Here is a 26,786-nt window from a genome sequence, read left to right as displayed (position 1 = left end):
TGGTGAAGTTCCAGAAGCCGATCGCCTGGCGTTTTTCGATGGGCATTGAAAAATAACGAAAAAATTCCCCAATGAAGGAGCTGGAAATTGAAAATTCTCATTCTGGGTATGGGCCATGTGGGCAAAGCCCTCGCCACACGTTTGAAAAACGAAGGCCACTATGTGGTCGGCACCACCACAACACCGGAAAAAGTGGCGGAACTGGAAACCATCGCGAACAAAGTCCACGTACTGCGCGGCAGCGAGGCGGAAAAAGTGGCACTGGCAGCCGAGAGTTGCGACCAGATTGTCGTCACCGTCGCACCCAATGTTAAAAATACCCGCACCGTGGAAGAGCGCCACACACACTATCGGGAAGTGTTGGTCGACAGCTGCCACAATGCGGCGAACACCGGTATTCCCACGGTATTTTTGTCTTCTTTCTCCGTCTACGGCGACGGCGGGCCTGATACCGGCCCAATCACTGAGGAGACACCCACCTCGAACCATGAAGAACCCTCCTCCCGCTACTATCAGGAAGCCGAACAGGCGGTTCTCGGCGGCACAGCGGGCTGCGTTCTGCGCTTCCCGGACATGCACGGCGCACCCGGCGACCTGAGTTTCCCGGAACGGGTGAAAATGGCCCACTCCTATTTTAGCGGCAAGACACTGTTTGGTGCAGATGCCCTGCTCTATGCCATTCACTTCGAAGATGTGGTAAGCGCGGTATTCCATGCAATTGGCCAAAAATTACAGGGGGTATACAACGTATGCGACAACCTGCGCACCCCCGCAACCAACAAACAGATCTTCGATGCCATCTGTGCCCGTGAAGAATTAGCGCCCCTGGAATACCTGAACAGCATCAAGGCACCACAGCGAAAGATATCCGCAGAAAAAATATACCGCACCGGCTACCGGGTACTGCACCCGGACCCCAATGCAGACCTGATTCCAACGGAGTCGCCCGCATAGCACAGACACAATTCTGCTCAATAAAAGCAGACACTAAAAACAAAACTCTTTAAAGGTATTTTATGGCCTCGGTGGTAATCACAGGCAGCAGCAAAGGCATAGGCTTCGGTCTCGGAAAAGCATTTCTCCTGTCCGGCCACAACGTGGTTTTCTGCGGAAGTAATGCCGAAACCACACAGAATTCTCAGAGTAAAGTCGCCGACCAGTGTCAGAGAAATCTGCCGCAAGCGCGCTTTTTCCCCTGCGATACGACACAGCCAGAGCAGGTTCAGGCCCTGTGGGACTACACAAAAAGCGAATTTTCCCAGGTTGACCTGTGGATCAACAATGCCGGTCTCGCACGCACTGGCTGGAGCATTCTGGATATACCCGCCAGTGAAATTCAGCGCATGGTACAGACCAATCTGATCGGCACGATTAATGGATGTCGGGTAGCTGCCAAAGGCATGTCCGGTCAGGGCGAAGGGAAAATATTCAATATCCTCGGCGGCGGTAGCGATGGGGAATACTTTCCCGGTATGGGTATTTACGGCTCCACGAAACGCGCGCTGGATTACTTCACCAATGCGCTGACCAAAGAGCTCAAAAACACCGGCGTGCTTGTAGGAAAAATCCGCCCGGGGATGGTCATTACCGAAGCGATCATCCGCGAGGCGCAGGAAAATCCCGAGACCTTCGCCCGCTCACGAAAACTCATGAACAACCTGGTCGATCAGGTGGATACCGTTGCCCCCTACTTGGCTAAACGCATGCTCGAAACCAAAAAAAGCGGGCAGAAAATTGCCTGGCTGAACGGCGGGAAAATCGCCGGGCGGATGCTGGCGGGACTATTCCGCAAGCGCCCGGACCAATTTTTACAACACGGACTCTAACGCCTCCAGGAGCCCAGCTATGCTGCACACGGACACAAAGACCATTGACCAGTTTCTCGCGGAAAATCCCGATGTAGATGTCAGCCGCGCGTGGGAGCGCTGCTGGGGGATTCTGACACGGATAAAAGGCAAAATCGCCAGCCGTTTCGATCACCTTGAACTGGAGCCCAATTGCCGAGACCGGGAGTACTATCAATCGCCCAATGGTGAATTTGAAGGATCGTTTCAGGCATGGAGTGGGGGCGATTGCGAGTGGCTGGTGAATTCCTGGCTGGGCAACCGGAAAGCGAGCATTCTGGATATGAATGCCACCGCCTACCTCGGACAGGACACCGACGTCCCCCATTTTGTGATGGTATTTGGCACCATTCCGAAGTTGTTCTTTTACTTTGACTTTATGCCGCGCCGTAACCTGATGCTGGATACGGACTATCTGGACCGCTACTACGCGCCCATCAATAGCGAATACCTGGCCCTGCGCGGCAACCCGAATTTCCAGTGGTCGGTCAGCCATGGCCCCTATATGCGCACTCTGGTCAACCCATCCACCCAGAGCCTGACCGCAGACCTGAACGACAGCAACATTTCCGTTCTTGAAGATTACGCGGAATCCATGCTGGAACATTGGCTGAGCTGGTACGACAAGGCGCAACCGGTACCCACGGCAGACCGGGCGCTGCTGCGCACCACCGACCATACCCTGCGCCGCCTGTGTTACGAGCGGGACCCGATGAACAAACTCGCCGAGCAGGTGTTTGGCAGTGATGGGGTAAAAGAAATGCTGTCCCTGCGTATGGGCGAGTCGCAAATGGCCAGAATATTGCGCTAACCGGACCCAAGTGCATTGCCATGTTGGCACTGCACCAAATTTTCATCGCTCTAAGGTGAAACGCTTTACCGCCCGTTTTGGGCGGTTTTTTTATCGACTCGGGCTCACTCCAGGCCCGGTGCCTCCAGCTCACTTTTCAGTAATGCCTGCAGATACTCCGGCGCGATGGTGTGGCAGTAATGGGTGCCCATAAAGCTGTCCGGCAGTGGCATCCAGCGCGTGTACTCCGCGTGCAGGGCCTTGCTGCGCAGGTGCAGATCGCCCCCGGCCTGATAAGCGGCCTGGAATGGGAAGGGGTTCACCCACAGTGGGCCGATGTAGACATTATTTTCTTTTTCCAGACGGACACGTTCTCGCGGTAATAATGTATTGCTCGATGTGGCCTCCGATGTGGTCCCCGCTTCCGCCGCGCCATCGGCTGCCCCGTATACTGCATCCAGCATCGCTTCGGTCCATTGCTGGCAGGTACGGTCTTCATCCGCAGCCGCCGCGTCTTCCGTCAACCCGGCATGCGCAGTGCGAATCCGCTCGGCGGTCTTGAGCTTGCAGGAAACAGTGACTGGCATTGCTTGTGTTTTGCCACTGGGCATCTGATAGCCGACGTACTGGTGAATGACCAGAGGCTGTGCGGTGGGCTTGGATTTTTTGAAACCGACATCGTAGTCGTCGCCGCTGTATTGAATGGTCTCCGGGTTAATGCGGGTACCGGCAATAAACTGCTGCATGGTGGCGCAGTAGTCGGGGCCGGTGTGCAACGGCGGTGCAACCACCGCCTCGCTGGGCTCTGCAGCTCCAGCGGCGTTCGCTATGGCGATGGTAAGGCCGACGATAGCGGTCACAGATCGGCAGGTGGTATACATGAGGGGCTTTTCCTTTAACAGGGCCAGGTCGAACGGCGCAGTATCAATCAACAGGATTCCCAGGCATCTACGGCCGGATTCTAGCGCTGGATCACCGGTGTGGCCCAATGTCACACAGGTGCCACCCGGGAAGTTGATAAAAAGCAAATAGCGGTTTCACTGCCATTGCTACATTGTGGTTCTGGTCACGCTCTAGCGAGGGCGTGTGAATGGTCAGCAGCGTTCTCGAACTGACCACGACCGACAAATAACCGTTAAAAAACCAAAACCGAGAGCTGCGCCATGGATCATTCGCCCCGCCTGCTCGGCGTCACCCTCGCCGACGCCATCCGGCCTCGCCATTTTCTGATCTATCTCTTTGCGGTATTCATCTCGTCTGGCTACGCCGGTGCTCTGGCCATTTTACAGCCAGGTCTGCTGGCGGTGATGGCCATTGACCAGCAGGCGCAGGCCACCCTGACCGGCTACCTCAGTGCATTTCAGGAGCTGGTGTTTATTGTGCTGCTGGGGACCTTCGGTGCCCTGTCTGATCGGATCGGGCGCCGCCCGGTATACGTGTTCGGCCTGCTGGTCACCGGCCTGGGCTTTATCCTCTACCCCCATGCCAGCAGCGTGTCACAGCTGGTGGTGTTCCGGCTGGTGGTCGCTGTGGGCAGTGCCGCAATGATTGGCATGATGGTAACCGTGGTCGCCGACTACGCCAGCGAATCCTCCCGCGGGCGCGCCAACGGCCTGCAGGGTCTCACCGCCACCTTCGGCGCGTTTATTCCGCCACTACTGGCGGTACTGCCCAAAGTCTTCACCGGTCAGGGCTTCGATGAGCTGACCGCGCAAAAACTCACCTTCGCCTGTGGTGGCGCTCTGGGCGTGGCGGCTGCGGCGGTGGTCGCCCTGGGCCTGGCACCCGGGCTCGCCACGGCAACACAGCGAGCGGCGAAAGCATCACAGAATCTGTTCGCCGATATGCGCTCCGGCCTGCGCGCCGCGCGCGACCCGCAAACCGCCCTGTCTTACGGGGCTGCGTTTATATCCCGGGGCGATCTGGCGGTAACCGGCGCCTTCATCTCCCTGTGGCTGGTACAGTACGGCACACGGGAACTGGGCATGACGCCCAGCGAAGCCATGTTCCAGCTGGCCGTGCCGCGCACCCTGGCGGTGGTGGGCGGTGCACTGATTGGCTCGCTGCTCATGGGCTACATCGCCGACCGTATCAGCCGTGTCGCCGCCGTCGCCCTCGCCTCCGGGCTGGCAGCCGCTGTGTACGGTGGCGTCTTCCTGATCAGCGACCCAACTGCAGATTGGGTGATGGTCCTGCTGCTGGCGATGGGCATTGCCGAGATCAGCGCATTTGTGAGCAGCCAGGCACTGGTGGGGCAACAGGCACCAGCGGCACAACGTGGCGCGGTGATCGGCTTTTTTGGCGTCGCGGGTGCGGTGGGCATTTTTGTTGGCACCTCCGGCGGTGGGCTCTTGTTCGCCCATGTGGCACCCAGCGCACCGTTTGTGCTGTTTGGCGTGCTCAATGGCCTGGTGTGTTTGTGGAGCCTCGCCCTGCTGCGCAAACCCAGCATCCAGACCGCCAGCGCCCAGGGGGCGTAAGCCATCCCCTTTCAGGGACTATAAAATAGCCGCAGATACGCGGATCAGAAGATTCATTAGCACTATTCGGGAAGTAACACCGTGACTGAAGCAAAACAGAAGCTCACCAAGGAATTCGCCGCGCACCTGGATGGCGACAACCATATCGATACCAGCGAAACCTATACCGCCGTGCTGGCCACCCGTGACCGCGTGTGGGAAAAAATTTCGTCCGTGCTGTCACTGCGCGAAGACAATCGCTGCGCGGACCTGCACAGTTTTAACAATGTGGATGGCGAGCCCATCGGGCGTATGCGCACCTTCACCGGCGACCAGTCCCCCATCGACTGGATCATCCATTCCAATATCGGCAGCCCGAAGAAAACCTTCACCAATATTCACCTGACAATCTATGTGAACGACAGCGTGGATATACCGCACCTGGGTATGGCATTCGGCACCTTGCCGGACGCCTTTTTCTATGTGGACCCAATGCCCCGCTATGAAGTATTGAGCGAGCCCGATCACCTGCAGGAGTATCTGGCGCCGCTGAACGACACCTATATGGCCCTGCAAAACGAGCTCTTTGAAGCCGGAGTAAAACCGTTTAACCCGGCTATGCCGTTTATTCGCTCCAGCCTCTCACCGGTGGCACTTGCGGGGGTTGTACCGCTGGCGTTCTACCTGGAAAAAGTGGAACCCAAAATTTTCGCCTACGTCGATCACTGGCTCGAACTGGTCAAAAATGCGCGCACCGTCACCGACCAGGACGAACGCAAACGCCTGCGTGAACGGGACGTCCGTGTGCGCAGTAATATCGTACACCTCGACCCGGCAAACCCCATCGCCGAGCGCCTTGTAGGCAAGGAAACTGCCGACCGGCTGGTGCGAATCCTGTGCGCCGATGAACGGGAAGGCGCCCCAGCGGGCGACCCCGCAGCCACGGTCTGACCCCACCGCGACAATGCCAAGGTAGAACCCAGCCATGATCTCAGCTTCCACTAATCCGCCCGCGTCCGCGCGCGCCCTGACTGCGCTGCTTGCAAGCGATGACGCGCTCCAGGCGCCGGGCATTTATGATGGCCTGAGCGCGCGCCTGGTGGAACAGGCGGGGTTTCACGCAGCGTTTGTCTCCGGCGCCTGCGTATCCTTCGCGCGCTTTGGCCGCCCGGACATGGGGCTGGTGAGCGCATCGGAAGTTGCGGAAACCGTGGCGGTGATTCGCGAGCGCACCGCACTGCCGTTGATCGTAGATATGGACACCGGCTTTGGCAATGCGCTGAATGTGCAGCGCACGGTACGCACCTTCGAGCGCGCCGGGGCATCTGCGCTGCAGATGGAAGACCAGTTAATGCCGAAGCGTTGCGGCCATATGAGCGGCAAGCAGGTGATCAGTGCGCGGGAAATGGAAGGCAAGATTCGCGCGGCACTGGACGCGCGCCACGATGAAAACACACTCATCATTGCGCGTACCGATGCCCTTGGTGTCCACGGTTTTGATGAGGCCCTGGAGCGCGCAGAGCGTTACCTCGACGCGGGTGCAGACCTGCTTTTTGTGGAAGCACCGCAGACTCTGGAACAAATGCAGGAAATCGGCCGCCGCTTTGGCGATCGTGTACCACTGGTGCACAATCTGGTCGAAGGTGGCAATTCTCCGGTGCACAGTGCCGCGGACCTGAAGGCTCTGAACTACAAAATTGCACTGTTCCCCGCATCCCTGCTGCACCTGTTCCTGCCCGCAGCGCAACAGTTGTTGCGCGACCTGAAATCCCAGGGACATGTGGGCGAGCACCGCGATCGCATGGTAGACCTGACGGCAATCAACGACCTGTTGGGTGCCGAGGACTTGCTCAATGCGGGCAAAACCTATCAATACGAATAACCACGACGACGGACCAAGACGGTAAAGATTTATGGACCGCGAGCTTGAACCCTTGAACGATTCCGACACCGCCACCAGCGCCGAATTCGAATTACCGGCACTGCAAAACTATATCGACGGAAGCTTCTCAGCACCCTCGCAGGATCGACAGCTATACCTGAACGATGCCAATACCGGCCAGCCGATGCAGTTGCGCCGCAGCTCGGATCGCTTGCAGGTTCAGACTGCCCTGGAGGCCGCAGATCGGCTCCACGCGCAGTCGACGTTTGAAGACATGCCAGCGGTCGAACGCGCCGCACTCCTCGAGCGCGTCGCCGATGAACTGACGGGCGATGACTACGCCGATACCATCAGCCGCGCCGACAGCCTCACGTCGGGGGCCATCATCCGCACCACGCGCAAAATGGCCAAACTGCTGCCTCTGGTCTTTCGCGGTGCCGCCGCCTATCTGCGCGAGGGGCACCTGGACAAGTCCGTGCCTGGCCCCTGCGGCGCCGTGGATTACCTGCGCCGCCCCTGGGGGCCGGCGCTCCTGATCGCGCCCTGGAATGGGCCTACGGCAATCGGCTCACACAAAGTGGCCAGTGCCCTCGCAGCGGGCGCGCCCTGCATCCTCAAACCCTCGGAATTTACGCCCCACTCTGCGGTGATGATGGCGCGCGCCATTCACAAGGCCGGGCTTCCCACCGGCGCCTTCCAACTGACCCTGGGGGATCGCACCATTGCCGGTCAGATGGTGGAAGACCCGCGCATCAAGGCGGTGTCGTTTACCGGTGGGCTCACGGGAGGCCGCGCCATCGCGCGGGCCTGTGCCGACGACTTTGTGCCAACGCAATTGGAACTGGGCGGTAACAATCAGTTGGTGGTATTGGAAGACGCCGACCTGGATAAAGCCGCGACCGGAATCGCCTTCGGCCTCACTAATTTAAACGGCCAGTGGTGCCGCGCACTCGGCAGGATTCTGGTCCACGAATCCCTCAAGGAACGGCTGCTCGACAAGGTGCTGTCGATTCTGTCGACCATCAAACTGGGGCATTCACTGGATGAAGACAGCGATATGGGCCCACTGGTGCACCAGGGCCAGTACGACCAGATACAGAGAGATCTCGAACGCCTGACCGCCCGTGGCGGTCACATGCTGAGTACCACCCCACTTCCGGCGCTTTCGGGGTATTTCGTTGCGCCGACATTGGTCGACGGCTGTGTCGCGCACGACACCCGCGAAGAAGTATTCGGCCCGGTGGCCACGGTACACACCTTCAAGAACGACAGCGAAGCACTGGCACTGGCCAACGGCACCGATCTGGGCCTCGCGGGCTACGTTTACAGTGAGAGCACCGACCGCGCCTTCGCCTTTGCCCGGCGGATGCGCACCGGCGGAGTAAAAATCAATGGCTACAGCTTGCTCAGCATTGGTGAGGGAACGCCGCGGGGTGCCTGGGGGCTGTCTGGACTCGGCGAGGAAGGCCACGCCCAGTCGATCGAATTCTTTACCGGTGCCCGTGTGGTCGGTGTTTCACCGCAGGATCCGCTCGGCGGTCGCTAACCGCGAAACGATAAAATTAGACAGTACAGAAATAGACAACAAAAAAAGACCCGCAGGAGAAATCCTGCGGGTCTTGTTTAATGCCGTGAACCGAAGTTGACCCGTGATCAGTCGATCAGCTCAATGGTGGTCGCCTGTTGGGGCTCGCCCACAGTCATTGCCGCCTTGTCGAATTTAGGCGGACCAAACCGCGGCACATGATTGTTCGACAGGCCCATGGGTTCGGCGGGAATACCGAAAAACCCGTGATCGAGTTTTCCATTGGCGTTGTCATCGTGGTACACCGCAATGGCGTAGGTACCGTAGGGTAACTCCAGCTCCACCTCCGCAGCCCCCTCTTTCAGCAATCCCTCGAGTACCACCTCTTTGGCGAGGACTTTCGTGTCCCCGAGAAAGGTATCTTTGGAATCAAACACATTGATAAACAGGTTGCCGGTGGTCGACTGTATATTTTTCACCGTCAATTTCAGGCTGGCGGTGTCCGCCATGGCGCTCATACTCGCAATACCCAAAGCCGCAATGCCAGCCACCTGAATACAAGCCACCCGAACAAATCCCTTCAACATAATCATGTCCTCACTGTTATTCTCAAATTAAACCTCGGAATACCTATGTCTATCTCTGTATTCAGCCCTTGATGGTCAGTTCGCGCCATTGCGCGGCGCGGCCACCAGTAGGCACACCGGTCAATTCGCCAGCCAGCTTGCCAACCTGCATCAGCTTGAACAGATCAATGCCCGTATCAAAACCCATCTGCTCCAGCATCATGACCACATCTTCGCTCGCCACATTACCGGTGGCGCCGGGTGCGAATGGACAGCCGCCCAGGCCACCCACCGAACTGTCGAATTTGCGGACACCGGCTTCCAGCGCAGCATACACATTGGCCACGCCCATGGCGCGGGTATCGTGAAAATGGCAGGCCAGATTCTGGCCGTTAAACTCTTGTACGAGTGCCGACATCAATCGGTTCACCTGTGCCGGGTTTGCCGCGCCAATGGTGTCGGCAACGATCACATCTTCTGCGCCCATGGCAAATAACTGCCCGCTCAGGTCCAACACCTTCGCCGGGTCCGTTGCCCCCTCGAACGGACAGGCCCAGGCGACCGCGACACAGGCGACAACCCGCACGCCGTCTTTTTTGGCCGCCCCGCAGATTTCCCGGGCCTGATCCAGGGATGCGCGAATATCCTGACGCACATTGCGCTGGTTCATGGTCTCGGTGGCACAAACCACCAGTACCACAGTGCCGGCCCCCGCATCCCGGGCCAGTTGATAGCCTTTCAGATTGGGGATCAACACCTGATAGTCTACGCCCGCGCCCTGGGGCAAAGCGGCCAGCACCTGGTCCGTGCCCGCCATTGCCGGCACCGCCTTGGGCGATACAAAGGCGCCCACCTCAATGGATGGCAACCCCGCTTCAATCAGGCCCGAGACCAGCGCAATCCGCTGCTCAACGGTAAGAATTTTTGCCTGATTCTGCAGACCATCCCGCGGGCCCACATCGTTGATCCAAACGCGTTCACGCACCGTCATTCTCCTTGTCAAACCTCGCTGGGAATTTCCCGTTGGTTTGCGTCATCAGCCCGCGTCACCACTCTGTTTGAGCGCGTCGACATCCGCGGCGGTGTAACCACACAGCTCCTGCAGGACCTCTTCCGTATGTTGCCCCACATAGGGCGCGGGCGAAAAAGTGTCTTGATGGGTGCGGGACAGTTTGATCGGGTTGCCCGGTGCCTTGGTGGTCTTGCCGTTGGGGTGGGCAATATCCACCACCATATTGCGATGCAACAGCTGGGGGTCACTCAGAGCACGCTCGAAATTATTAATGGGCGCACAGGGAATACGCTGGGCTTCCAGTTTGGCCAGCCAGGCATCGGTGGCATCGGTGGCAAATACTTCCGCGAGCTTACCGTCGATAAACTCTTTGTCTGCGAAACGCCCCGGTTGGCCATCGTATTTTGGATCGTCAAACTCGGGAATATTGACCACCGGCTTCAGGTTCTGCCAGAAATTGTCGGTGATCACGGCGATGATGATAAAACCATCGGCGGTGGCATAACTGTTGTAGGGCACATGCACGAAATGCGCGTTGCCGATCGGGTAAGGATTGTTACCGCTGAGGAAAAACATCGTGGCCATATAATTCAGCATGGAAACCTGACAATCCACCATGGAAATGTCCACGTGCTGGCCGACCCCACTGGTGGCACGCTCGGTAATCGCCGCGAGAATACCCATAACCGCAAACATGCCACCACCCAGGTCACCGGTAGGGATACCGGAGCGCACCGGATTGGCCGGGTCATCCCCGGTAATCGACATGCCGCCGCCGTAGGCCTGCGCCACCTGATCAAACGCCGGGCGCTTGGCCCCGGGCCCATCGGAGCCGAACCCGGAAACACAGCAGGTAATAATTTTCGGGTTGATTGCACTCAGGCTGTCGTAATCAATACCAAGGCGCTCGGGCACACCCGGGCCGAAGTTACTCACCACCACATCCGCATTTTTCACCAGATCATAAAAAGCCTGGCGGCCGCGTTCGCTTTTCAGGTTCAGGGCGACGCTGCGTTTGTTGCGGTTTAGGGTGAGATAGTAAGCACCAAAACCGTCAATGGAGTTCTCCGGATCACTTGCGAGCAGTTTGCGTGTGCCCTCCCCGGCGAGCGGCTCCACCTTGATCATATCGGCACCCAGATCCGCAAGAATCATAGTGCCGTAAGGCCCGGACAGCATATGGGTCAGATCCAGGATTCGAATACCATTCAAGGCTTTGTTCATTGCAGTATCCTCAATTACGTGACGCGGCTATTTCACGCATAAAATTTGGGCGCAGCTCTCCCCTACCTAAACTTCAGGTATCGAAATTACAACGAGTAACAGGCAGAAACACCGCGTGGACACCGGGGTATCCACGGGTGGCGTAAACAGATTAGAGCGACTTGCCGGTTTGGGGATTGACCGGGGTCTTCCAGAACAGCACGGCCAGGGCGGCATAAGCAACGATGATCAGGCTCGCCGTCACCGGGTAATCCAGGTAGTAAACCCAGGGCTCACGGAACCATTCCCAGAGCACCGCCTGCTCCGGCAAGAACCAGAACACGCCGCCAACAGCAATGGCGTAACGGATCGACAGACCCACTTCGCGCTGTTTGAATTGTTTGTAAATAATATACCCGGCCCACAGGGTCACCGCCGCTGAGGTGACATAAGTGACGATATGGTGCAGGCCGAAAATGCGCTCATCATTGACCAGCAGCATCAGCGTATACATAAACCAGTTGACGAAGAGCACTTCCATGGCGGCAACACGAGCGTACTGGGGTTTGTAACCCTGGGTCGGTTTACCCGGGCGCAGACCAAACAATTTCCGCACCCAAAGAATCAGGCGGCAGCGGATATCCTTGTTCATGCCCATGTAGATCATCAACATGGTGCAGAACAATGTGGAGCTCTGCAAGAACACGTGTGCACCCATAAAATACGGGCGCGGGATTGAGGTATCCCCGGCGAAGAGTGCCTCCACCTGCGCTTTATCCAGGTACTGGATACCGGCATCCGTCGCAGCCAGCGCGAAATTGTTATTTGCGCCGATAAAGTGCAAATACATCTCAAACCAGAATACCCACACCAGGCCACCACCCATAAAACCCATCCAGGTGGCCCGCACTTCATTTTTATCCAGCCCCTTCCAAACCAGGACCAGACCGAAGGCACCGATGACAAAAGCAATGCTGTAGGCGATCGCCTCTGGAATACCCGCATAAATGAGCGTGACCAGATAGATATGCGCGATCATTTTTTCCAGCACTACCCAGGAGAATGCCAGGCCACCGACATAGGGTGCGCTGTAATACCAGGGTCGCTCCGCCATACGGGCGTCAAGGGAAGCGGTGGTCATGGGAGTACCTCTTGTTCACTCTTATATTCATTATTCATCGTGTTGTGGCCGGTTACCCGGCACACAGGGATCGTACCGGTGACCCGGAGCGATGGCACCATCGCACCGGGTCACCACTGCGTCAGAAGCTGTAGCTTGCGCGCAGGCCGACGGTACGCGGGTTCGGCAGGATCAGGTCAACCACCTGCGGGGTGAAACCACCGCTCGGCAGATGTCCGTAACCAACATTCGTGATACCGGCTTTGACCTTGTCGTCATCCAGCAGGTTGTTCACGTAAAGTACCAGATCCAGGTCTTCCCAGCTGATACCGCCCTGGAAGTCCACCAGGGTATACGCGGGCAAATAGGCCTTGTTACCGCGATCCAGAAAACGCTTGGACTCATAGTTCCCCAGCAGCTCGGTAAAGTAGCTGGAACCACTGGCAAATTCACCATCGTAGCGAATAGAGGCCAGGGCCGATGCCTCCGGGGAATTGATGAACTGGTTGCCGCTGTAGTCACCGTCAACGGTGCCGGTCCACAGTTTGTCCAGTGTACCCGGGTCGCCACCATCGGCAACTCGGAAATCGTCAAAGCGACTCTTGGCACCGGTGTAGGACGCGGTAAATGTCCAGTTGGTGGACGGACGATAGACCGCGCCGAGCTCGATCCCCTTCAGCGAACTCTCGCCCACGTTTGTGACCGCCGCGTTCTGCGCACCGGTGTTCACATCGGCAACGAAGTAGGAAACCTGCTGATCCGTGTAATCGTACAGATAGGCCGCCGCGGTTAACTGAAGACGGTTATCCAGCGCACTGCCCTTGTAACCCACTTCGTAAACAGTCAGCTCTTCCGGGTCGTATTCGCCCACGGAAATATCGCCGTTGCCATCGGTGGTTGTCATACCGCCCGGTTTGAAGCCATCCGCAAGCGACACGTACACCATATTGGTATCATTGACCTGCCAGTCAACGCTCGCACGGGGTACGAATGCGTTATCGGTACGGGCATAGGTCTGCACCGGTGGCTCACCAGGAATAAAGGTCATCGGATCGTAGTAAGGCACACCCATCAGACCGTTGAACTGGGTAGACAGCGGCACACTGCGATAGTCGATATTTTCTTCCAGGTAGCGCCCTTCCAGAGTCGCGCGCACCGAGTCGGTAATGTTGTAGTTGAACGCAAAGGCCACGGACTTGTGGTCGGTTTCACGGGACATGGGAATGGGCAGATCGACCGGGCCAGTGCGGTGATTCACCAGTCCAAGGCCACCGAAGAAGCTGTCCATGTACGCGTCCCAGAACTCCTTGTCCACGCCTTCGCGCAGCCACCACTTCTGGTTCATCACCGTGTCCAGGGTCTCGGTCCAGTAGAGCGCGCTCACCTGCCAGTCGAATGTATCGCCACCGCCAGACACGCGGAATTCCTGGCTGAATTGCTCGGTGTCGAACGAGGTATCACTATTGGCATTTACACCGTACTGGGTGTATTCACCGGGATAGCCTGGAAAGTACGTTGGATCAAACGGGTGCGGAATAAAGGCACCGGTGCCCGGCCCCAGTGACTGCACCGTATAGTTGGTGCGGTCGAAGTCTTCCTGCACGCGCGAGTCGTTGTAATTGATACCGGTGAGCGAGACAAAATCAAAGCTCTCGGTGTTCCACGCGAGTTCCAGCGTACTGCGAACGCTGCGAATCTGGGTGCCGGCAAAATCTTCACCGGTCAGTGGATCTGCGGAAAGATCAATCTCATTGGCACTCGCGTTACCCATATTGCCCGTGAATATGGGAGCACAGGCTGCGGGCATGCCAATCAGATAGCCATACGGCATGGCTGAGGCACAATCCGCCGCGGTTGTGCCGGTACCCGGAACAGGAACGATCACGGTGTTATCGCCGGCTGAACCGAGCAGCGCAAAGTCACCGGGTGCAGAGCCGGTATTTACAAGACTCTCCCGCTCTACGATCGGCCGTGGCGAGTAGCTTTCCTCGCTGTACTCCCCTCGCCAGTATGCGGAAAACGACTCGGTTGGGGTCCAGTACAATGCCGTGGCAATGCCCTCGGATTCCGTCCCCCCGAGATCGCCACCGGTATTCGGATTGGTGTAGTAACCATCAAATTCGGTTTTCGCCAGGTTGACTGAACCCGCAAGCACGCCGGGCACCATCGGCAGATCCGTGGCTACCTGTAATTTGGCAAACCCCTGATCATTGGCATCGGCACTGATGGTGGTCTCCGCGGTGTCGCGGGGGCGCTTGGTGACATAGTTCACCGCACCAGAGAACGCAGAGCGGCCATAGAGCGCACTTTGCGGCCCCTTCACCACTTCCACGCGCTCCAGATCCATCAGATCCAGGTTTGGCCCGGTGCCACTACCGGCGGAGGTCATGGACTCGGAGGAAATATCCACCCCGTCCACAAGAATCGCCACATTGGAACGACCGCGAGTAGACGAGAAGCCGCGCAAACTGATGCGGGTATCGTTCGGCAGCAGGCCGGTTTCGAAATCGAGGCCCGGTGTGTAACGGGCTACATCGTCGAGTGCCGAGATGCCTTTTTCCCGTATCGCCTGGCTACCCAGAACGTCGATGGCCACCGGCACGGTGTCGAGAGTTTCTTCGCGCTTACGCGCGGTTACCACCACTTCTTCGATGGCAAAATTATCGCCGCGAAGTGCCGTAACATTTTTATTGTGATCCGCGGTGGAATCCTGAGCGTATACCGTTGTAACGAAAGTACCTGAAGAAATCACTGCCGACGCAATGGCCAGCGTTAGAGGTTTCCTGTTCATATCGGCTCCGTCTTATTGTTATCTGGAGATCCAGCTTGTGAATGTCTGACAGGGCGTAAAACGTCTACATCCTATCGAGGACTTTCATCGCTCATTGTTCGCATTAAATGCGCACGGCTCAGGCCGCTTCTAGTTATCCGAAACTCTCGCCCCCGGTGCCTCGGTTGACGCACCGCCGGGTATTAAAACTCTTCCAGCAGACGCCCTTTCCCGGTAATCCGGTCGTTCACGCCACAGGCGCGCAGCGCGTGCCAGGCAGTGGCGACATTGATTGGCAACAAGGGTTTCTGCAGCCAGTGCTCCAGAGTGGGGAATACATCCATGGTGGAGAGGTTTGTCCCGCACTGAATAATGGCGTCCACGTTGTCGCCGTCCACTTCGCGCACCGCATCCAGTACCTGCTGGATTGGCGTCTCGGCGATGGAGGTGGCGGAGGGGCGATTCATCCCCTTCACCTTCACCACCTCAAAGCCAATGTCGCTGAAGAAGCGGTACACATTGTCGTCGCCTACCGGCGGGTACGGCGTAATCACGGAAATACGCTTTGCCCCGAAGCAGTTGAGCGCATCGCGGGTGGCGCCCGCTCCGGTAGTCAGGCCCAGGTCGCCGATCTGATCGCGAATTTCCTGCTCAAACTGGATGTTGCCATCCAGTCCGCCCCAGAAGGTTTCCGCCGACATGCCAAGCATGATGTGATTGACCTTTGCGGACAGCACATTGCGGATCGACGTGGGGATCTCATCGCGCATGATGTCGAGAAAGCGCTCGAACACCGTATTGGCATCGTCACCGGTCTTTTGCATCTCGTCCGACCAGTTGCGCAGCTCGATCCAGAAGCGCGATGGATGCCAGGTCACGCCATCGAGACCCAGCTTCTGCAGGTCGTATTCCACACCGGTATTGGTGGAGGGAATGATGACCCCGATCTGCGCGCGATGCGCTATTTGGTAGTTTTCCATGCACAACTCCACAACAACTGTTGAATGTTATAAGCCTATGTCTTTTGGCGCGAAATGACTTTTATCAATTGCCGGGATTCGCCGTCGATACCGGTCCGGAATGAACCACCGTTGCGGCTACTGTAGGTGCCGCCTGCGCCACCGAATTCGCTGAAAGTTTGCCCCTGCGCACCACCAGAACCGCGAGCACCAGCAGTACCACCATGCACAAGGCACCGAGGTAATACGGGGCGTGAAGGTGTACTCCCGAGAAGAGCGCGCCGGTGGCCGCCGTGCCGATGCCCCGGCCGAGCGTGCCCAGGGCACTGTAACTTCCCATCACCGCGCCGCGATTGCTCGCCAGAGCCTGTTTCGACACCAGCGACTGCATGGAGGTAATGACCAGCGCGGCACCAATGGCCTGGGCCACCAGTGCGCCGGTAGCACCCGCCGCTGACGACGCGGTTCCGGCCAGGGTCAACGCCAGCACCGCCAGTGCGAACAGCACACTGCCAGCCACAATCAGCCGGGGTTCGCCAAATTTGCGGCTCAGGGGACCAATGGCACCCCCCTGCATGATCACCATGGCGATACCGGCAATCAGCAGGATCGGTACCAGCCCCTGGGGCCCATCGGCAATACCGGTCGCTTCCGCCCAGATGGGAAACACAGCCTCCACCAACCCCGCAGCCACGTTGTATATGGCCATGGCCATAAACAGCAGCAACAACAGGGGTTGGCTGGCGAGCAGCCAGCGCAGGAAGTCGCGGTAGGAAGTGGCCTGTGCCCTGCCCTCGCTATCGGGTTCCTCGCTGGGCGGACGGCTTTCCTTGAGAAACAGCAGTACGCACAGCAACGCGGAGGCGGAGAGTATTGCGGAGACCAGAGCCGGCAACTGCAGGTTGGCATCCTCGAAACTGTCCCCTGCCAAAATACCGCCGAGCAGTGGGCCCAGAATAAAACTGAGACCAAAGGCGGCGCCCAGCATCCCCATGCCTTTTGCCCGATCTTTCTCGTCGGTAACATCCGCCACGTAGGCCTGGGCCACCGAAAGATTGCCCGCCATCAATCCGCTGAACAGACGACTGGCGGCCACCATCCAGACTTCGGTGGCAAACCCCAGCACGATATAGCCCAGCACGCTGCCCGCCAGGCTGATTGCCAGAATCGGCTTGCGCCCGAAACGATCCGACAGCCGCCCCCACACCGGGGTACCGATAAACATGCCGAACACATACAGGGCCATGCAGAAGGTCGCGGTGGAAGCATCCGCCCCCAGTTGCAGGGCGTAGTACGCGAGGATCGGCAACATGATGCCGAAGCCGATCATGTCCAGCAGTACAACAAAAAATGCAATTTTCATAATGAGCAATAACCGCTTTAGTGTTCTTCGAACAGCCAGCCCATATTGTCAAACCGATCCTGAATCCCGCAGCTGCGCAGCGCGTGCCAGCAGGTTGCCACGTTGATCGGTAATACCGGTTTCTGCAGCATTTTTTCCATGGTGGGGAATACGCCTGCGGTGGAAAGGTTGGTACCCACCTGCACGATGGCATCCACATCGTCACCATCGATTTCGCGCACGATGTCCAGCACCTGGGGTTCCGGTACCAGCGCGATGGCATCGTGGGCATTTTCGCAGCGCAGACCCACAAGGTGTTTGATGCGGTAACCGGCATCTTCGAAAAATAGCTTTACGTTTTTGTCCCCCACCGGCTGGTATGGGGTAATGATGGACAGGGTTTTACCCTTCCCTTCCGGCACACCGAGTGCTTCCAGGGCAGAAATCACCGCGTTGGCGCCAGTGGTCAGCCCGGTATCTTCCCCCACCAGCTCCTGAATACGATCCACAAAGCCATCGTTGCCCTTGATGCCGCCCCAGAAGGTCTCCGCGGACATCCCCATCATCACGTGGTCGGGTTTACAGGTCATCAGGCTTTCAATGGAATCGCCGATGGTTTCGCGCAGACGCTCGAGGAACTTGAGGAAGTTTTCGTCGTCACTCAAATCCGGGTGATCGATCATGAATCGGGTGGTGTGCCAGCTCACGCCCCGCGGCAATAATCGCTGGCAGTCGTATTCCACTGAGGTATTGGTGGATGGAATCACCACGCCGATTTTCGCGCGGTGGCCAATATAGTTATCGCGATGACCATTGGTCAGCTGATCGCGCTCCCGGGTGCGGGAAAGGTCGATAGATGTAGGGAAATTCATACCGGGATCTCACTTTTCCAGGTTAGGCGACTTGAAGGCTTTCGCGCAGGCAATTAATCATGGATCTTTCCAACAAGAAGGCGCGCGCCTTCTCCGGACACGCGGCGGTGTCCATCAGCATTTTCTGACGCTTGCGCTGAATATCCGGGTCGGTGGCTTCCATCAGTTTTTTATTCTGGATGGTGTGTTCCTGCACAAAGCGCACCGCCAGTTCTCGGCGCTGTCGATCGTACTGCGCCAGGGCCTGCTCCGCAGATTGCGTACCAGCGAAAATTTGCTGAAATTTTTCCGCGAGGTTGAAAGCATCGTGCAAACCGCCATTCATCCCCATGCCACCCAGGGGATTATTGATATGACAGGCATCCCCCACCAGCACCGCGCGGCGGTCATAGTAGGTTGAGGCAACCCGCTGATTCACCGCATACAGGCTGCGGTGGTGCACGTTATAGTCACTGCCCTTGTCGTGCAGGCGCTTGAGGCGCTGCTGAATAAATTCATCGGTCAGATAGGTGGCTTCGTCCTGTTCGCTCTCCGGGAACACCGGAACCAGCACCCGCCACAACTTGTCGGTACGCAGGATGACGCACCACTCTTGCGGGTCCGACACATAATTGACGTAGGAGAAATCCTCGAACACCGTTTCGAACGGAAATTCGGTGCTCACCACAAGAAATTTTTCGTTGTAGGTGAACCCGGAAAACCCTATCTCGCTGCGTTTGCGCACCACACTGCGCGCCCCCTCCGCACCGACCAGATAGCTGCCCGCGATTTCCCTGCGCCCCTCCGGGGTATCCACCACCGCAACCACACCGTCCGCCGTCTGCTCGAAGGACACCAGCTCATGGCTGAACAGGACCTGCGCAAGGGGCTCGCCCTGTAATGCTTCCACCAGAAAGTGGGTCAGCTCGTATTGCTCAAGCTGCAGGCGAAATGGAAAGCGCGTTTCATCGGCAATCATGTCCATTTCAAAGGTGGCCACCTCACCGGTGGCACGATCCCGGTATTGATAGCGGTCGGCCTTGAGGCCTTTGTTCAGCATTTTTTCGATCACACCCGCATCGAGGTCTGCGATCATCTCCAGTGACGGCGGATGAAACGTGGAGGCACGCAAATCAATGGGCAGCGATTCGCACTTCTCCAGCAGCACCACTGGAATCCCGTTGCGCACCAGAGAAAGTGCCAGCACACCGCCACTGGGGCCGGCGCCAGCGATAATTACCGGGTCGGGTCTATCTGTCGGGGAAATGGCGTTAGTCGCATTCGGTGTTACATTCATAGGACGGTACTGCTGATGGAAGAAGGATATTCGGCAATGGCCTTGAGCACCGATGCCAGTGTTTCCACATCGGCATACTTCGCGTGCATATCAAAAAGGTTGGCCCGGTGCGCCTCCAGATTGCGATCACCCACGGCCTCTTTGGCCACCACAACTTTCAAATCGTGTTGCAGCGCATCCACTACAGATGCTCGGACACAGCCACTGGTGGTCAGGCCTGTTACCACCATCGAATCGACATTCTCACGCGCCAACTGTGCGGCTAATTCTGTCCGAAAGAAGGCACTGGGCCACTGTTTTTCAATCAACACCTCACCGGGTTGCATGGCCAGCCGCGTATCGACTTCGACCCAGGGCCCACCGGCCTGTAGCCATCCCAGATGTGGAATACGTTCGCGAAACACTGGCGCTTCGGCGGTATCGCGATACACCACAGTGGTAAAAAAGATCGGTAACGATTTTTCCCGGAAGGCCGCGAGCAGCTGCCGATTGGCGTCCACCACCTGCGGGCAGTCGGTGCCCAGTGGGCACTCTGGATCGGTAAAACCTTTCACCATGTCTACCAGCAGTAGCGCTGGCCGCCGGCCCAGGCCGAGAGAATTGCGCGTTAAATCCATCAGCTGAGACTTCCCCGGGTGATTGTTTCCACCGTTGATATGACCCGGGTCGAAGCGCCTTGGGCTGATTCCTGTCCGGCCTCTTGGGCTGTTTCCTGGGAGAAGAACTCCCGCAAGGCAGATGCTACAAATGGGGCGTGGGTTTCACACACGTAGGTGGCGGCATCCACTTCCGACTGAAGCGTGCGCGCGTCTCGGGCGATTTTTTTCGACGCAGCAACGGCGCCGTACAACAGGTCTCGCTTACCGGCGAACAACAGAACCGGGCACTGAACCCGCGCAAGGTCGGAGGAAAAATCGTAATCGGCCACCGCTTGATAACAGTCGCGATAATGCCTGCCGCAGGTAAAGGCCAGCTGCAATTCGCGCTGGCTGATTTCCAGCGGCGCACTCTGGTCTTTCTTGCGCAGACGCCACCACATTTTTTGCAGGTGGCCACCGTCTTCCTCCAGCGCGATCTGCTCGGCGGAGTGCGGCAAGGCGTGGCGCTGTGCTTCTGTCAACAACGGGGGGCCACTCAATGCCAGCGCGCTAACCCACTCCGGGTTCTCCGCGGCAATGCTGGTGGCTAGGGCCGCGCCGCTGTGGTGGCCGAACAGAAAATAGGGCCGGTTGTAGGTGTTGCGCAGCGCGCTGTGCAGTTCCTGCGCCAGCCGCCTGACGCTCACCCGCCCGGGCATAGGGTCGCTGGCACCAAACCCGGGGGTGTCGATGGCGACCACGTGGTAACGCTCGGCAACCAGACGCATCAGCGGCAGATACATTTCCGACGCACTCGGTGTCTGATGCATCAGCACCAGCAGCGGCAGGCTCGGATTCCCCATGGAGCGGATGTGCAGTTGGCCCCACGGATAGTCGAGATAGCCCCGGCGCAGATTGCGCTCCGGCGCGGGCGGTGGATGGAGATCAAGGGTACTCATACTGGCAAACTCCCTGTGTCCGCACTGATCCACTTCACTTCGGTAAACTCTTCGGTACTGTAGCGGCCGCCGCTACGGCCGAAACCCGACATGCCAACACCGCCAATGGGAGCCAGCGCATTACTCTGGAAACTGTGCATGCCAATATGCACCGCACCGGAGCGAATTTTTCGAGCCGCCTGCAATCCCCATTGCAGATTGTTGGTGAGCACCGCCGCAGACAGGCCGTACTCGCTGTCGTTGGCGATTTCGATCGCCTGCTGCAGCCCGCTCGCCTTGGCCACACAGGTCACCGGGCCAAAACTCTCTTCCCGCCATACCGCGCTGTCTTTAGGCGCATCCAGAATGACGGTTGGTTTGATCACCAGGGGGCCGACTGGCGAAATTTCACCACCGGTCAGCAGTGTCGCGCCGGCGGATTGTGCAGCACGCACCTGCTCCAGAACCTTTTCTACCGCGCGAGCGTTAATCAGTGGCCCGTAAACGGTGTTCTCATCCCGCAGATTACCCAGAGTGAGCGACTCGGCCTCGCGCTTCAGCGCTGCCACAAAAGCGGGGTAAATTTTTTCTTCAACCACAATCCGCGCATTGGCCATGCAAATCTGCCCGGCGTGGGTAAAAATCCCCTGAGCGGCGATGGCCGCCGCCTGCTCCGGGTCGGCATCTTCCAGCACCAGCAACGCACTTTTACCACCCAGCTCCAACTGGACCCGGCGCATTCCCTTCAATGCCTGTTGGGCCACCAGTACACCCGTCTGTGTACTACCGGTGAGCGCGACAGAATCAACTCTCGGATGGTTGACCAACTCAGCACCGCATTCGCTACCGAATCCCGGAAGCACACTGATCGCTTCCGCTGGCAAACCGGCATCGATAAGCAGCTTTCCAAAGGCAAGTGCAGTCAGCGGCGTTTCTTCGGAAGGCTTGATCACAATGGCGTTGCCCGCAGCGAGGGGGAAAGCCGCCATTTTGGTGAGCAACGACAGGGGCGCGTTGTAGGGGGATATCACCGCAACAGTACCCAGGGGCTCGCGAATCACCAGGCTGATTTTTTGCGGATCGTCGTTGGGGAAGGTTTCACCGTAGAGTCGCCGCGACTCGCCGGCGGCGGTGCGCAACAGATCTACGGTGTACTGAATTTCACGCCGGGCCTTGCGGATGGCCGAGCCGCTTTCATCGATCAACAGCTCGAGAAAACGTGCCTCCCCTTCTTCGGCCACTATTTCCGCGGCTTTCAACAGCACCGCTTCACGTTCGGCCGGGGTTTTGCGGTACCAGGCCAGAAAACCTCTGCCCGCCGCTTCTACGGCCTGATTGACATCCCTAGCACCGGCTCTGGCGACAGAACCGAGCACAAGTCCGGTTTCCGGGGCCAACACCGGAAATGTTTCCCCACTCGCGGCATTGACTTCGCGACCGGCGATCAAAAGACCTCGATGCAACATGGTCCTTTCCTGTGAAATTTTTTGAATTATTGTTCTACCGAGTTTCCGGCCGCCACGGGCCGGAGAATTCGCAGACTACTTACTGCCGACGCCGAACAGGCTCTGCTCCGCGCCTTCGATTTCCATCTGCGCGGCCATCAGGCGCCCGCGTTCGGCGGGAAACGCCTGCACCACCCCCATGGTGAGTTCGCGCAGGTAGCGCGCCGGGTCACCCATGGTGCCCGATGTGCCACTCGCCTTGAGTGCATTTACCGCAATATTGAATCCGCACTCGGCTACCACCCCTTTACACAGGCGCCACTGTTTGACGACTTCGTTTTTTGGTTTGAGCGGGGGCTCGCTGGTCTCCAGCTGCAATTGACGGCGCAACCACATCAGTGAGGTTTCCAGGTCCACCAGCATCTTGCCGATCAGCTCCTGCTGATAGGGTGCAGTGCCGATGGGCTTGCCGGTATCGGCAAATTTTTTCTCGGTCAGGTTGGTGATGGCATGCCGGTAAGCGGAATAGCCGGCACCCGCATAGCCACACACCGCGGCCATCTGGTTACCTACAAAGCTGCCACGGCTCATCTGCATGCAGCGGGTAAATGCGCCGGGAATTGCCAGTGCATTAGCGTCGGAGACAAAACAGTCTTCCAGTACGATGCCACCGGAACTGGTGCCGCGCATGCCAATGGCATCCCAGGGGGCACGAGGTTTTACGCCCTGACCGTTCGGGTCGACAAAGAAAGTGCACAAACCTTCCGCGGTTTCTACACCCTCTAGACTCGCCGTCACCAGATAAACATCCGCAATGCCGGTACCGGTGCCGAAAGATTTAACACCATTCAGCAGGTAACCACCGTCGACCTTGCGGGCAGTGGTGCTGATGGTAACCGCCGCCTTTTCAGACTTTACGGATTCGCTGGCAAAATTGGCGAACCACTTGCCATCCCGCCCCATGGAGTGCAGTACCTGCTCGGCAAAGTGCGCCACCTGCGGTGCCTCCGCCTCGGTAAACAGCCCCTCTTCCAATGCCTCTACCGCCAGCAGACCGCGCGACGCCGCGCTGCAATGGAAAAAGAAGGCCAGCGCAGTGGAAGGACAGGCACTGCCCAGCGCAAAACAGGCCGCAGCCAGATCGCGCAGGCCGCCACCGAGACCGCCGTAAACTTCCGGGATAATCAGGCCCAACAGTCCGCTCTCGCTGAACAGTTGCACGTGGGGCATATGAAATTGCGCGTTGGCATCCACCTCGCGCGCAGCTTCCCTCACCTGCGGCAGCACCGACTCCACCACCTGGGCGCGTCGACGTTCGGCTTCGTTCATATCTTCAAGCAGGATTTCAGCAGTCAATGGCATCGCTATTTCCCCTCGGGCACACGGACGTCGCACGTCACAGCACCCGGATTATTTATTCGATTATTCCGGCGATACAGAAATGGGTATTCAGCACACGTGGGCCGGGAAAGGCCTCGCGTGCTCAGCCGCACATGGTCAGCAGGTTACGCAGCGCCAGCGCGCTTTCTTCACCAATCAGGCCACCAATCTGATTCCAGACCTTGTCCACGGCGGGATCAAAAATAATGGCTTTATTGCGCGCATCGCGCCGCGCAAGAATTTCGCTGTTGACGTCGTCCAGCACGTCGCTGCTGATGCCCTTGTTGAGCAGTGTCAGCCAGTGATCGAGATACGCAGTTACGGTATCGTCGATTTGTTCAAAGGCTTCGGGCGTTGCACGGTGCGCAAGCATCCAGGGTGACATCACCGCGTTCTGGCGCGGGTCCAGGTGCGCGGCGGAGAGCCCTTCGATCGCACGTCCGGCCTTGCAGGTTTCCGTCAGCGGGGTGAAGGCCTCGTCCATGTAGGCGAGGTTGGCGCCGAGATCGAGGCGCGGAATCAGGTCGAGGTGAAAGGCGCAGTGCCCGCCCGCACCCACAGAATCGAGGGTGAAGTGCGGGACTGCGGTTTCACTGGGGGTAAAAGCAAATAGCATGTGGGAATCGAGGCCGATCTGCGGCACAACGATGGAGCAGCTCACCAGATGCAGGAGGCCGCCGCCGGTGTAGCGGCGCACCTCGCCAACGGACCCCTGGGCCATGGGAGCGTGACTTTCCAGCGGGATCCAGGCACCGCCTTGCGGGCCGGGCTGCTCGGTCAGCTGAAGCTCGTTAACGAGCCGGTCGCGGGTTTTGTCCGCCAGCGATTTTGGAAGAGAGGTTCCGCTCATAATGTTTTCCCAACGGGTCAGCGAGTGGCATATGTTGGATTTTATTGTCGGAATCTACCCCTTCACTAACATTGATAAATCTCAAAATGCCCGGCTTTTGCACAATGCATTTGCCGGGCTGGCCGCTCAGGAAGCAACGGTCGACTTCGCGGGCGCCTGCTTTTCGGCGGAAACCGCCGCGATCGGCCCACACAAGGCCCAAGGGCGATTGCGCACCAGGTCCGTATTGCGCGAAACCTCCTTGTTCTCGGCACAGGCTGGATACAGGGTGACATCCAGATGGCTATCGCCCGCGGCCATGGGATAGATTTCCGGCTCACTCAACAAGCCCTCAAAGGGCCGTTCTTTCCACTGGGTCATCACGGTGAACTCCCGCTGCAGTGCGGTGGCAAAACTCACCCCCAGTGGAGATGATTCGTCGACGCCGGGCATGGCCGGCGCCAGCAGGTTGATCCGGTTTTCCGCCGAACGCTCCAGCAAACCCGTGCGCAGCTCCCAGGCCTCGAGCGGCTCTACCGGAACCACGGCGGTGTCGACTCCGGCCAACGCCAGCAGGCGGAATGTCTCCGGATATATACTGTCGTCGCTGGTCACCAGCCCAAGGCGCGCAAACGGCAAGTCAACCGGCTCAAAACCCGCAGCCAATTCAGACCAGGCAAAGCGCTCGCTGCGATGCACCTGTGGCTGCGCCGCGACAATACCGCCCGATCCGATGAGCACTGCACAGTACTGGTAACCGCCCTGTGCCCGCGCCAGTGGTAGCGCGGTGGCAACGTAGGCATCTGCGGTTGCGGTCGCCAGCTGTGCGACTATTTTCTCTGCTGCCGCAGCCGCCGCAGGCACGTCACTCGCAATCAATTCGGCCCCCAACAGCGGCGAAAGACCAACCAACACCGCACCACGGGACACGGCCGCAGACACTTCTTCCGCAGCCCGCTGCGCCGACGCCAGCGCAGCGGACAAGGCCGGGGCCGCAGGCACTGAAATCAGGCTGCTGGCCAAGCTCTCGGCGCCGAGCCACGGCGCGTAATGCTGGCCGGCGGGATCCTGCGCAATCGCCTCGTACAGCGCCGGGCGCCGACTAGCAAACACGTCAGTACCATCCGGGCGCTGCTTGTTGTCCGCTGCGGCGGGCTCAATATCAGCCCATACCACCTCTTCCTGATCCCGGGAAGCACAGGCGAGCACGGTGCCGTCTGGCGCTACGATCTGACTTTCGCCGGAGCCATACAGATGTTTTTCCGGAATCCCGGTTGCCGCACTCACCGCGCCCAGCAACACCTCTGGCACCAATGGGCCAACCTTGTTGGCCGCCACAATAAATACCCGCGACTCTGGCGCGCGCACGGGGATATGCAGGGAACCCTCGTCGCTGGCAAAGGAGTTGACGCTGTTGCACAACACCTGTGCGCCGCGCAGTGAGAGGGTTCTCGGGGGCTCGTTAATCACACCGTCCATACAGGCATACATGCCGAGGCGGCCTACCGCGGTATCAACGATCGGCGCCGGTGTATCGGCGGCTTTCAGGAAATCATTTTCGTGACCGATGTAAATCTGCTTGGTGTTGTCTGCGAGCAACTTGCCCTCCGGGGAGTACAGCAAGCTGGAGCCGGTGACATCGCCGTTATCACGCAGCACGGTGCAGTTCACCACTACAAAGAAACCTTTTTCCCGCGCCTTATCTGCCACCGCCCGCAGAAACGGACCTTCCAGGGTGACCGATACCTCTGCGCAGTGCTCTGGGCCGTCGTACCAGGAAAGGTGATTGCAGAATTCCGGCAATACCACCAGGTCGGGATTCACCTCCGCCGCTTCGTCCAGCATACGCAGGGTGGTGGTCAGGTTTTTCTCAATATCGGTTCCTGCATGGAACTGAACAGCAGCGGCGCGGATGGTCGCTTTGGCATTCATGCGTTATCTCCAGCTTCTATTATCAGCATCTATCAGCTTCTTTGGTCTTCATCCCCGCTCCGGG

General features: G+C 58.4%; 23 protein-coding genes. 7 read left to right on the top strand and 16 right to left on the bottom strand.

Annotated features, from left to right (window positions below):
* The first annotated feature begins 87 nt into the window (after positions 1 to 87).
* The 3 genes from Q1A74_RS03000 (at position 88) to Q1A74_RS02990 (ending at position 2,655) form a co-directional block, all read left to right on the top strand.
* On the top strand, positions 88 to 954 hold the full coding sequence (locus Q1A74_RS03000) for an NAD-dependent epimerase/dehydratase family protein (RefSeq protein ID WP_299592252.1): 867 nt from the start codon (positions 88 to 90) through the stop codon (positions 952 to 954).
* A gap of 62 nt (positions 955 to 1,016) precedes the next feature.
* The gene (locus Q1A74_RS02995; protein WP_299592250.1) at positions 1,017 to 1,826 is read left to right on the top strand and encodes an SDR family oxidoreductase; all 810 of its coding nucleotides are present in this window, start codon (positions 1,017 to 1,019) and stop codon (positions 1,824 to 1,826) included.
* A gap of 19 nt (positions 1,827 to 1,845) precedes the next feature.
* On the top strand, positions 1,846 to 2,655 hold the full coding sequence (locus tag Q1A74_RS02990) for a hypothetical protein (protein ID WP_299592249.1): 810 nt from the start codon (positions 1,846 to 1,848) through the stop codon (positions 2,653 to 2,655).
* Positions 2,656 to 2,759: 104 nt separating this feature from the next.
* On the opposite strand, the gene Q1A74_RS02985 is transcribed toward Q1A74_RS02990, so the two are convergent.
* Positions 2,760 to 3,566 (bottom strand): hypothetical protein, encoded by an 807-nt coding sequence (locus Q1A74_RS02985; RefSeq protein WP_299592248.1) that lies wholly within the window; start codon positions 3,564 to 3,566, stop codon positions 2,760 to 2,762.
* Positions 3,567 to 3,797: 231 nt separating this feature from the next.
* Here Q1A74_RS02985 and Q1A74_RS02980 point away from each other — a divergent pair, with 231 nt between their 5' ends.
* From Q1A74_RS02980 to Q1A74_RS02965, 4 genes are all read left to right on the top strand, one after another.
* Positions 3,798 to 5,114 (top strand): MFS transporter, encoded by a 1,317-nt coding sequence (locus Q1A74_RS02980; protein WP_299592246.1) that lies wholly within the window; start codon positions 3,798 to 3,800, stop codon positions 5,112 to 5,114.
* An 81-nt stretch (positions 5,115 to 5,195) separates the two neighbouring features.
* Positions 5,196 to 6,044, top strand: coding sequence for a hypothetical protein (locus Q1A74_RS02975; RefSeq protein WP_299592244.1), 849 nt, complete (start codon positions 5,196 to 5,198; stop codon positions 6,042 to 6,044).
* Between the two features lie 34 nt (positions 6,045 to 6,078).
* Positions 6,079 to 6,975, top strand: a complete 897-nt coding sequence (locus Q1A74_RS02970) for an isocitrate lyase/PEP mutase family protein (RefSeq protein ID WP_299592242.1) — start codon at positions 6,079 to 6,081, stop codon at positions 6,973 to 6,975.
* Positions 6,976 to 7,006: 31 nt separating this feature from the next.
* A complete protein-coding gene (locus tag Q1A74_RS02965) occupies positions 7,007 to 8,521 on the top strand; it encodes an aldehyde dehydrogenase (RefSeq protein ID WP_299592240.1) in 1,515 nt (504 codons plus the stop codon).
* 107 nt (positions 8,522 to 8,628) lie between these two features.
* Here the strand turns inward: Q1A74_RS02965 and Q1A74_RS02960 are convergent, their stop codons facing one another.
* The 15 genes from Q1A74_RS02960 to Q1A74_RS02890 all read right to left on the bottom strand — a co-directional run bounded on the left by Q1A74_RS02960 (position 8,629) and on the right by Q1A74_RS02890 (position 26,722).
* Entirely contained in the window at positions 8,629 to 9,087 is a 459-nt protein-coding gene (locus Q1A74_RS02960) for a DUF2141 domain-containing protein (RefSeq protein ID WP_299592238.1), read from the bottom strand.
* A gap of 61 nt (positions 9,088 to 9,148) precedes the next feature.
* Positions 9,149 to 10,051, bottom strand: coding sequence for a hydroxymethylglutaryl-CoA lyase (locus tag Q1A74_RS02955; protein WP_299592236.1), 903 nt, complete (start codon positions 10,049 to 10,051; stop codon positions 9,149 to 9,151).
* A gap of 51 nt (positions 10,052 to 10,102) precedes the next feature.
* Entirely contained in the window at positions 10,103 to 11,302 is a 1,200-nt protein-coding gene (locus Q1A74_RS02950) for a CaiB/BaiF CoA-transferase family protein (RefSeq protein ID WP_299592234.1), read from the bottom strand.
* A 151-nt stretch (positions 11,303 to 11,453) separates the two neighbouring features.
* Positions 11,454 to 12,422, bottom strand: coding sequence for a hypothetical protein (locus Q1A74_RS02945; RefSeq protein WP_299592232.1), 969 nt, complete (start codon positions 12,420 to 12,422; stop codon positions 11,454 to 11,456).
* Between the two features lie 121 nt (positions 12,423 to 12,543).
* Positions 12,544 to 15,192, bottom strand: coding sequence for a TonB-dependent receptor (locus Q1A74_RS02940; RefSeq protein WP_299592230.1), 2,649 nt, complete (start codon positions 15,190 to 15,192; stop codon positions 12,544 to 12,546).
* Positions 15,193 to 15,374: 182 nt separating this feature from the next.
* Positions 15,375 to 16,151 (bottom strand): Asp/Glu racemase, encoded by a 777-nt coding sequence (locus Q1A74_RS02935; protein WP_299592228.1) that lies wholly within the window; start codon positions 16,149 to 16,151, stop codon positions 15,375 to 15,377.
* 64 nt (positions 16,152 to 16,215) lie between these two features.
* On the bottom strand, positions 16,216 to 17,493 hold the full coding sequence (locus Q1A74_RS02930) for an MFS transporter (protein ID WP_299592226.1): 1,278 nt from the start codon (positions 17,491 to 17,493) through the stop codon (positions 16,216 to 16,218).
* A 17-nt stretch (positions 17,494 to 17,510) separates the two neighbouring features.
* Positions 17,511 to 18,344, bottom strand: coding sequence for an Asp/Glu racemase (locus tag Q1A74_RS02925; RefSeq protein WP_299592224.1), 834 nt, complete (start codon positions 18,342 to 18,344; stop codon positions 17,511 to 17,513).
* Between the two features lie 22 nt (positions 18,345 to 18,366).
* On the bottom strand, positions 18,367 to 19,620 hold the full coding sequence (locus tag Q1A74_RS02920) for an NAD(P)/FAD-dependent oxidoreductase (RefSeq protein ID WP_299592222.1): 1,254 nt from the start codon (positions 19,618 to 19,620) through the stop codon (positions 18,367 to 18,369).
* Complete coding sequence (locus tag Q1A74_RS02915; protein ID WP_299592220.1) at positions 19,617 to 20,237, bottom strand: isochorismatase family protein; 621 nt, start codon at positions 20,235 to 20,237, stop codon at positions 19,617 to 19,619. The genes Q1A74_RS02920 and Q1A74_RS02915 overlap by 4 nt, the downstream gene beginning before the upstream one ends.
* Positions 20,237 to 21,157 (bottom strand): alpha/beta hydrolase, encoded by a 921-nt coding sequence (locus Q1A74_RS02910; protein WP_299592218.1) that lies wholly within the window; start codon positions 21,155 to 21,157, stop codon positions 20,237 to 20,239. Before Q1A74_RS02910 ends, Q1A74_RS02915 begins: the two co-directional genes overlap by 1 nt.
* Positions 21,154 to 22,602, bottom strand: a complete 1,449-nt coding sequence (locus Q1A74_RS02905; RefSeq protein WP_299592216.1) for an aldehyde dehydrogenase — start codon at positions 22,600 to 22,602, stop codon at positions 21,154 to 21,156. The genes Q1A74_RS02910 and Q1A74_RS02905 overlap by 4 nt, the downstream gene beginning before the upstream one ends.
* Before the next feature lie 75 nt (positions 22,603 to 22,677).
* Complete coding sequence (locus Q1A74_RS02900; protein WP_299592214.1) at positions 22,678 to 23,943, bottom strand: acyl-CoA dehydrogenase family protein; 1,266 nt, start codon at positions 23,941 to 23,943, stop codon at positions 22,678 to 22,680.
* A gap of 121 nt (positions 23,944 to 24,064) precedes the next feature.
* Complete coding sequence (locus tag Q1A74_RS02895; protein WP_299592212.1) at positions 24,065 to 24,811, bottom strand: hypothetical protein; 747 nt, start codon at positions 24,809 to 24,811, stop codon at positions 24,065 to 24,067.
* Positions 24,812 to 24,937: 126 nt separating this feature from the next.
* Positions 24,938 to 26,722 (bottom strand): nitrilase-related carbon-nitrogen hydrolase, encoded by a 1,785-nt coding sequence (locus tag Q1A74_RS02890; protein WP_299592209.1) that lies wholly within the window; start codon positions 26,720 to 26,722, stop codon positions 24,938 to 24,940.
* Between the last annotated feature and the right edge of the window lie 64 nt (positions 26,723 to 26,786).

It is taken from the genome of uncultured Microbulbifer sp., assembly GCF_947504145.1.
Classification (GTDB): domain Bacteria; phylum Pseudomonadota; class Gammaproteobacteria; order Pseudomonadales; family Cellvibrionaceae; genus Microbulbifer.
The sequence above is the reverse complement of the archived record's forward strand: the minus strand, read 5'-3'. Positions and strand labels throughout refer to the sequence as shown.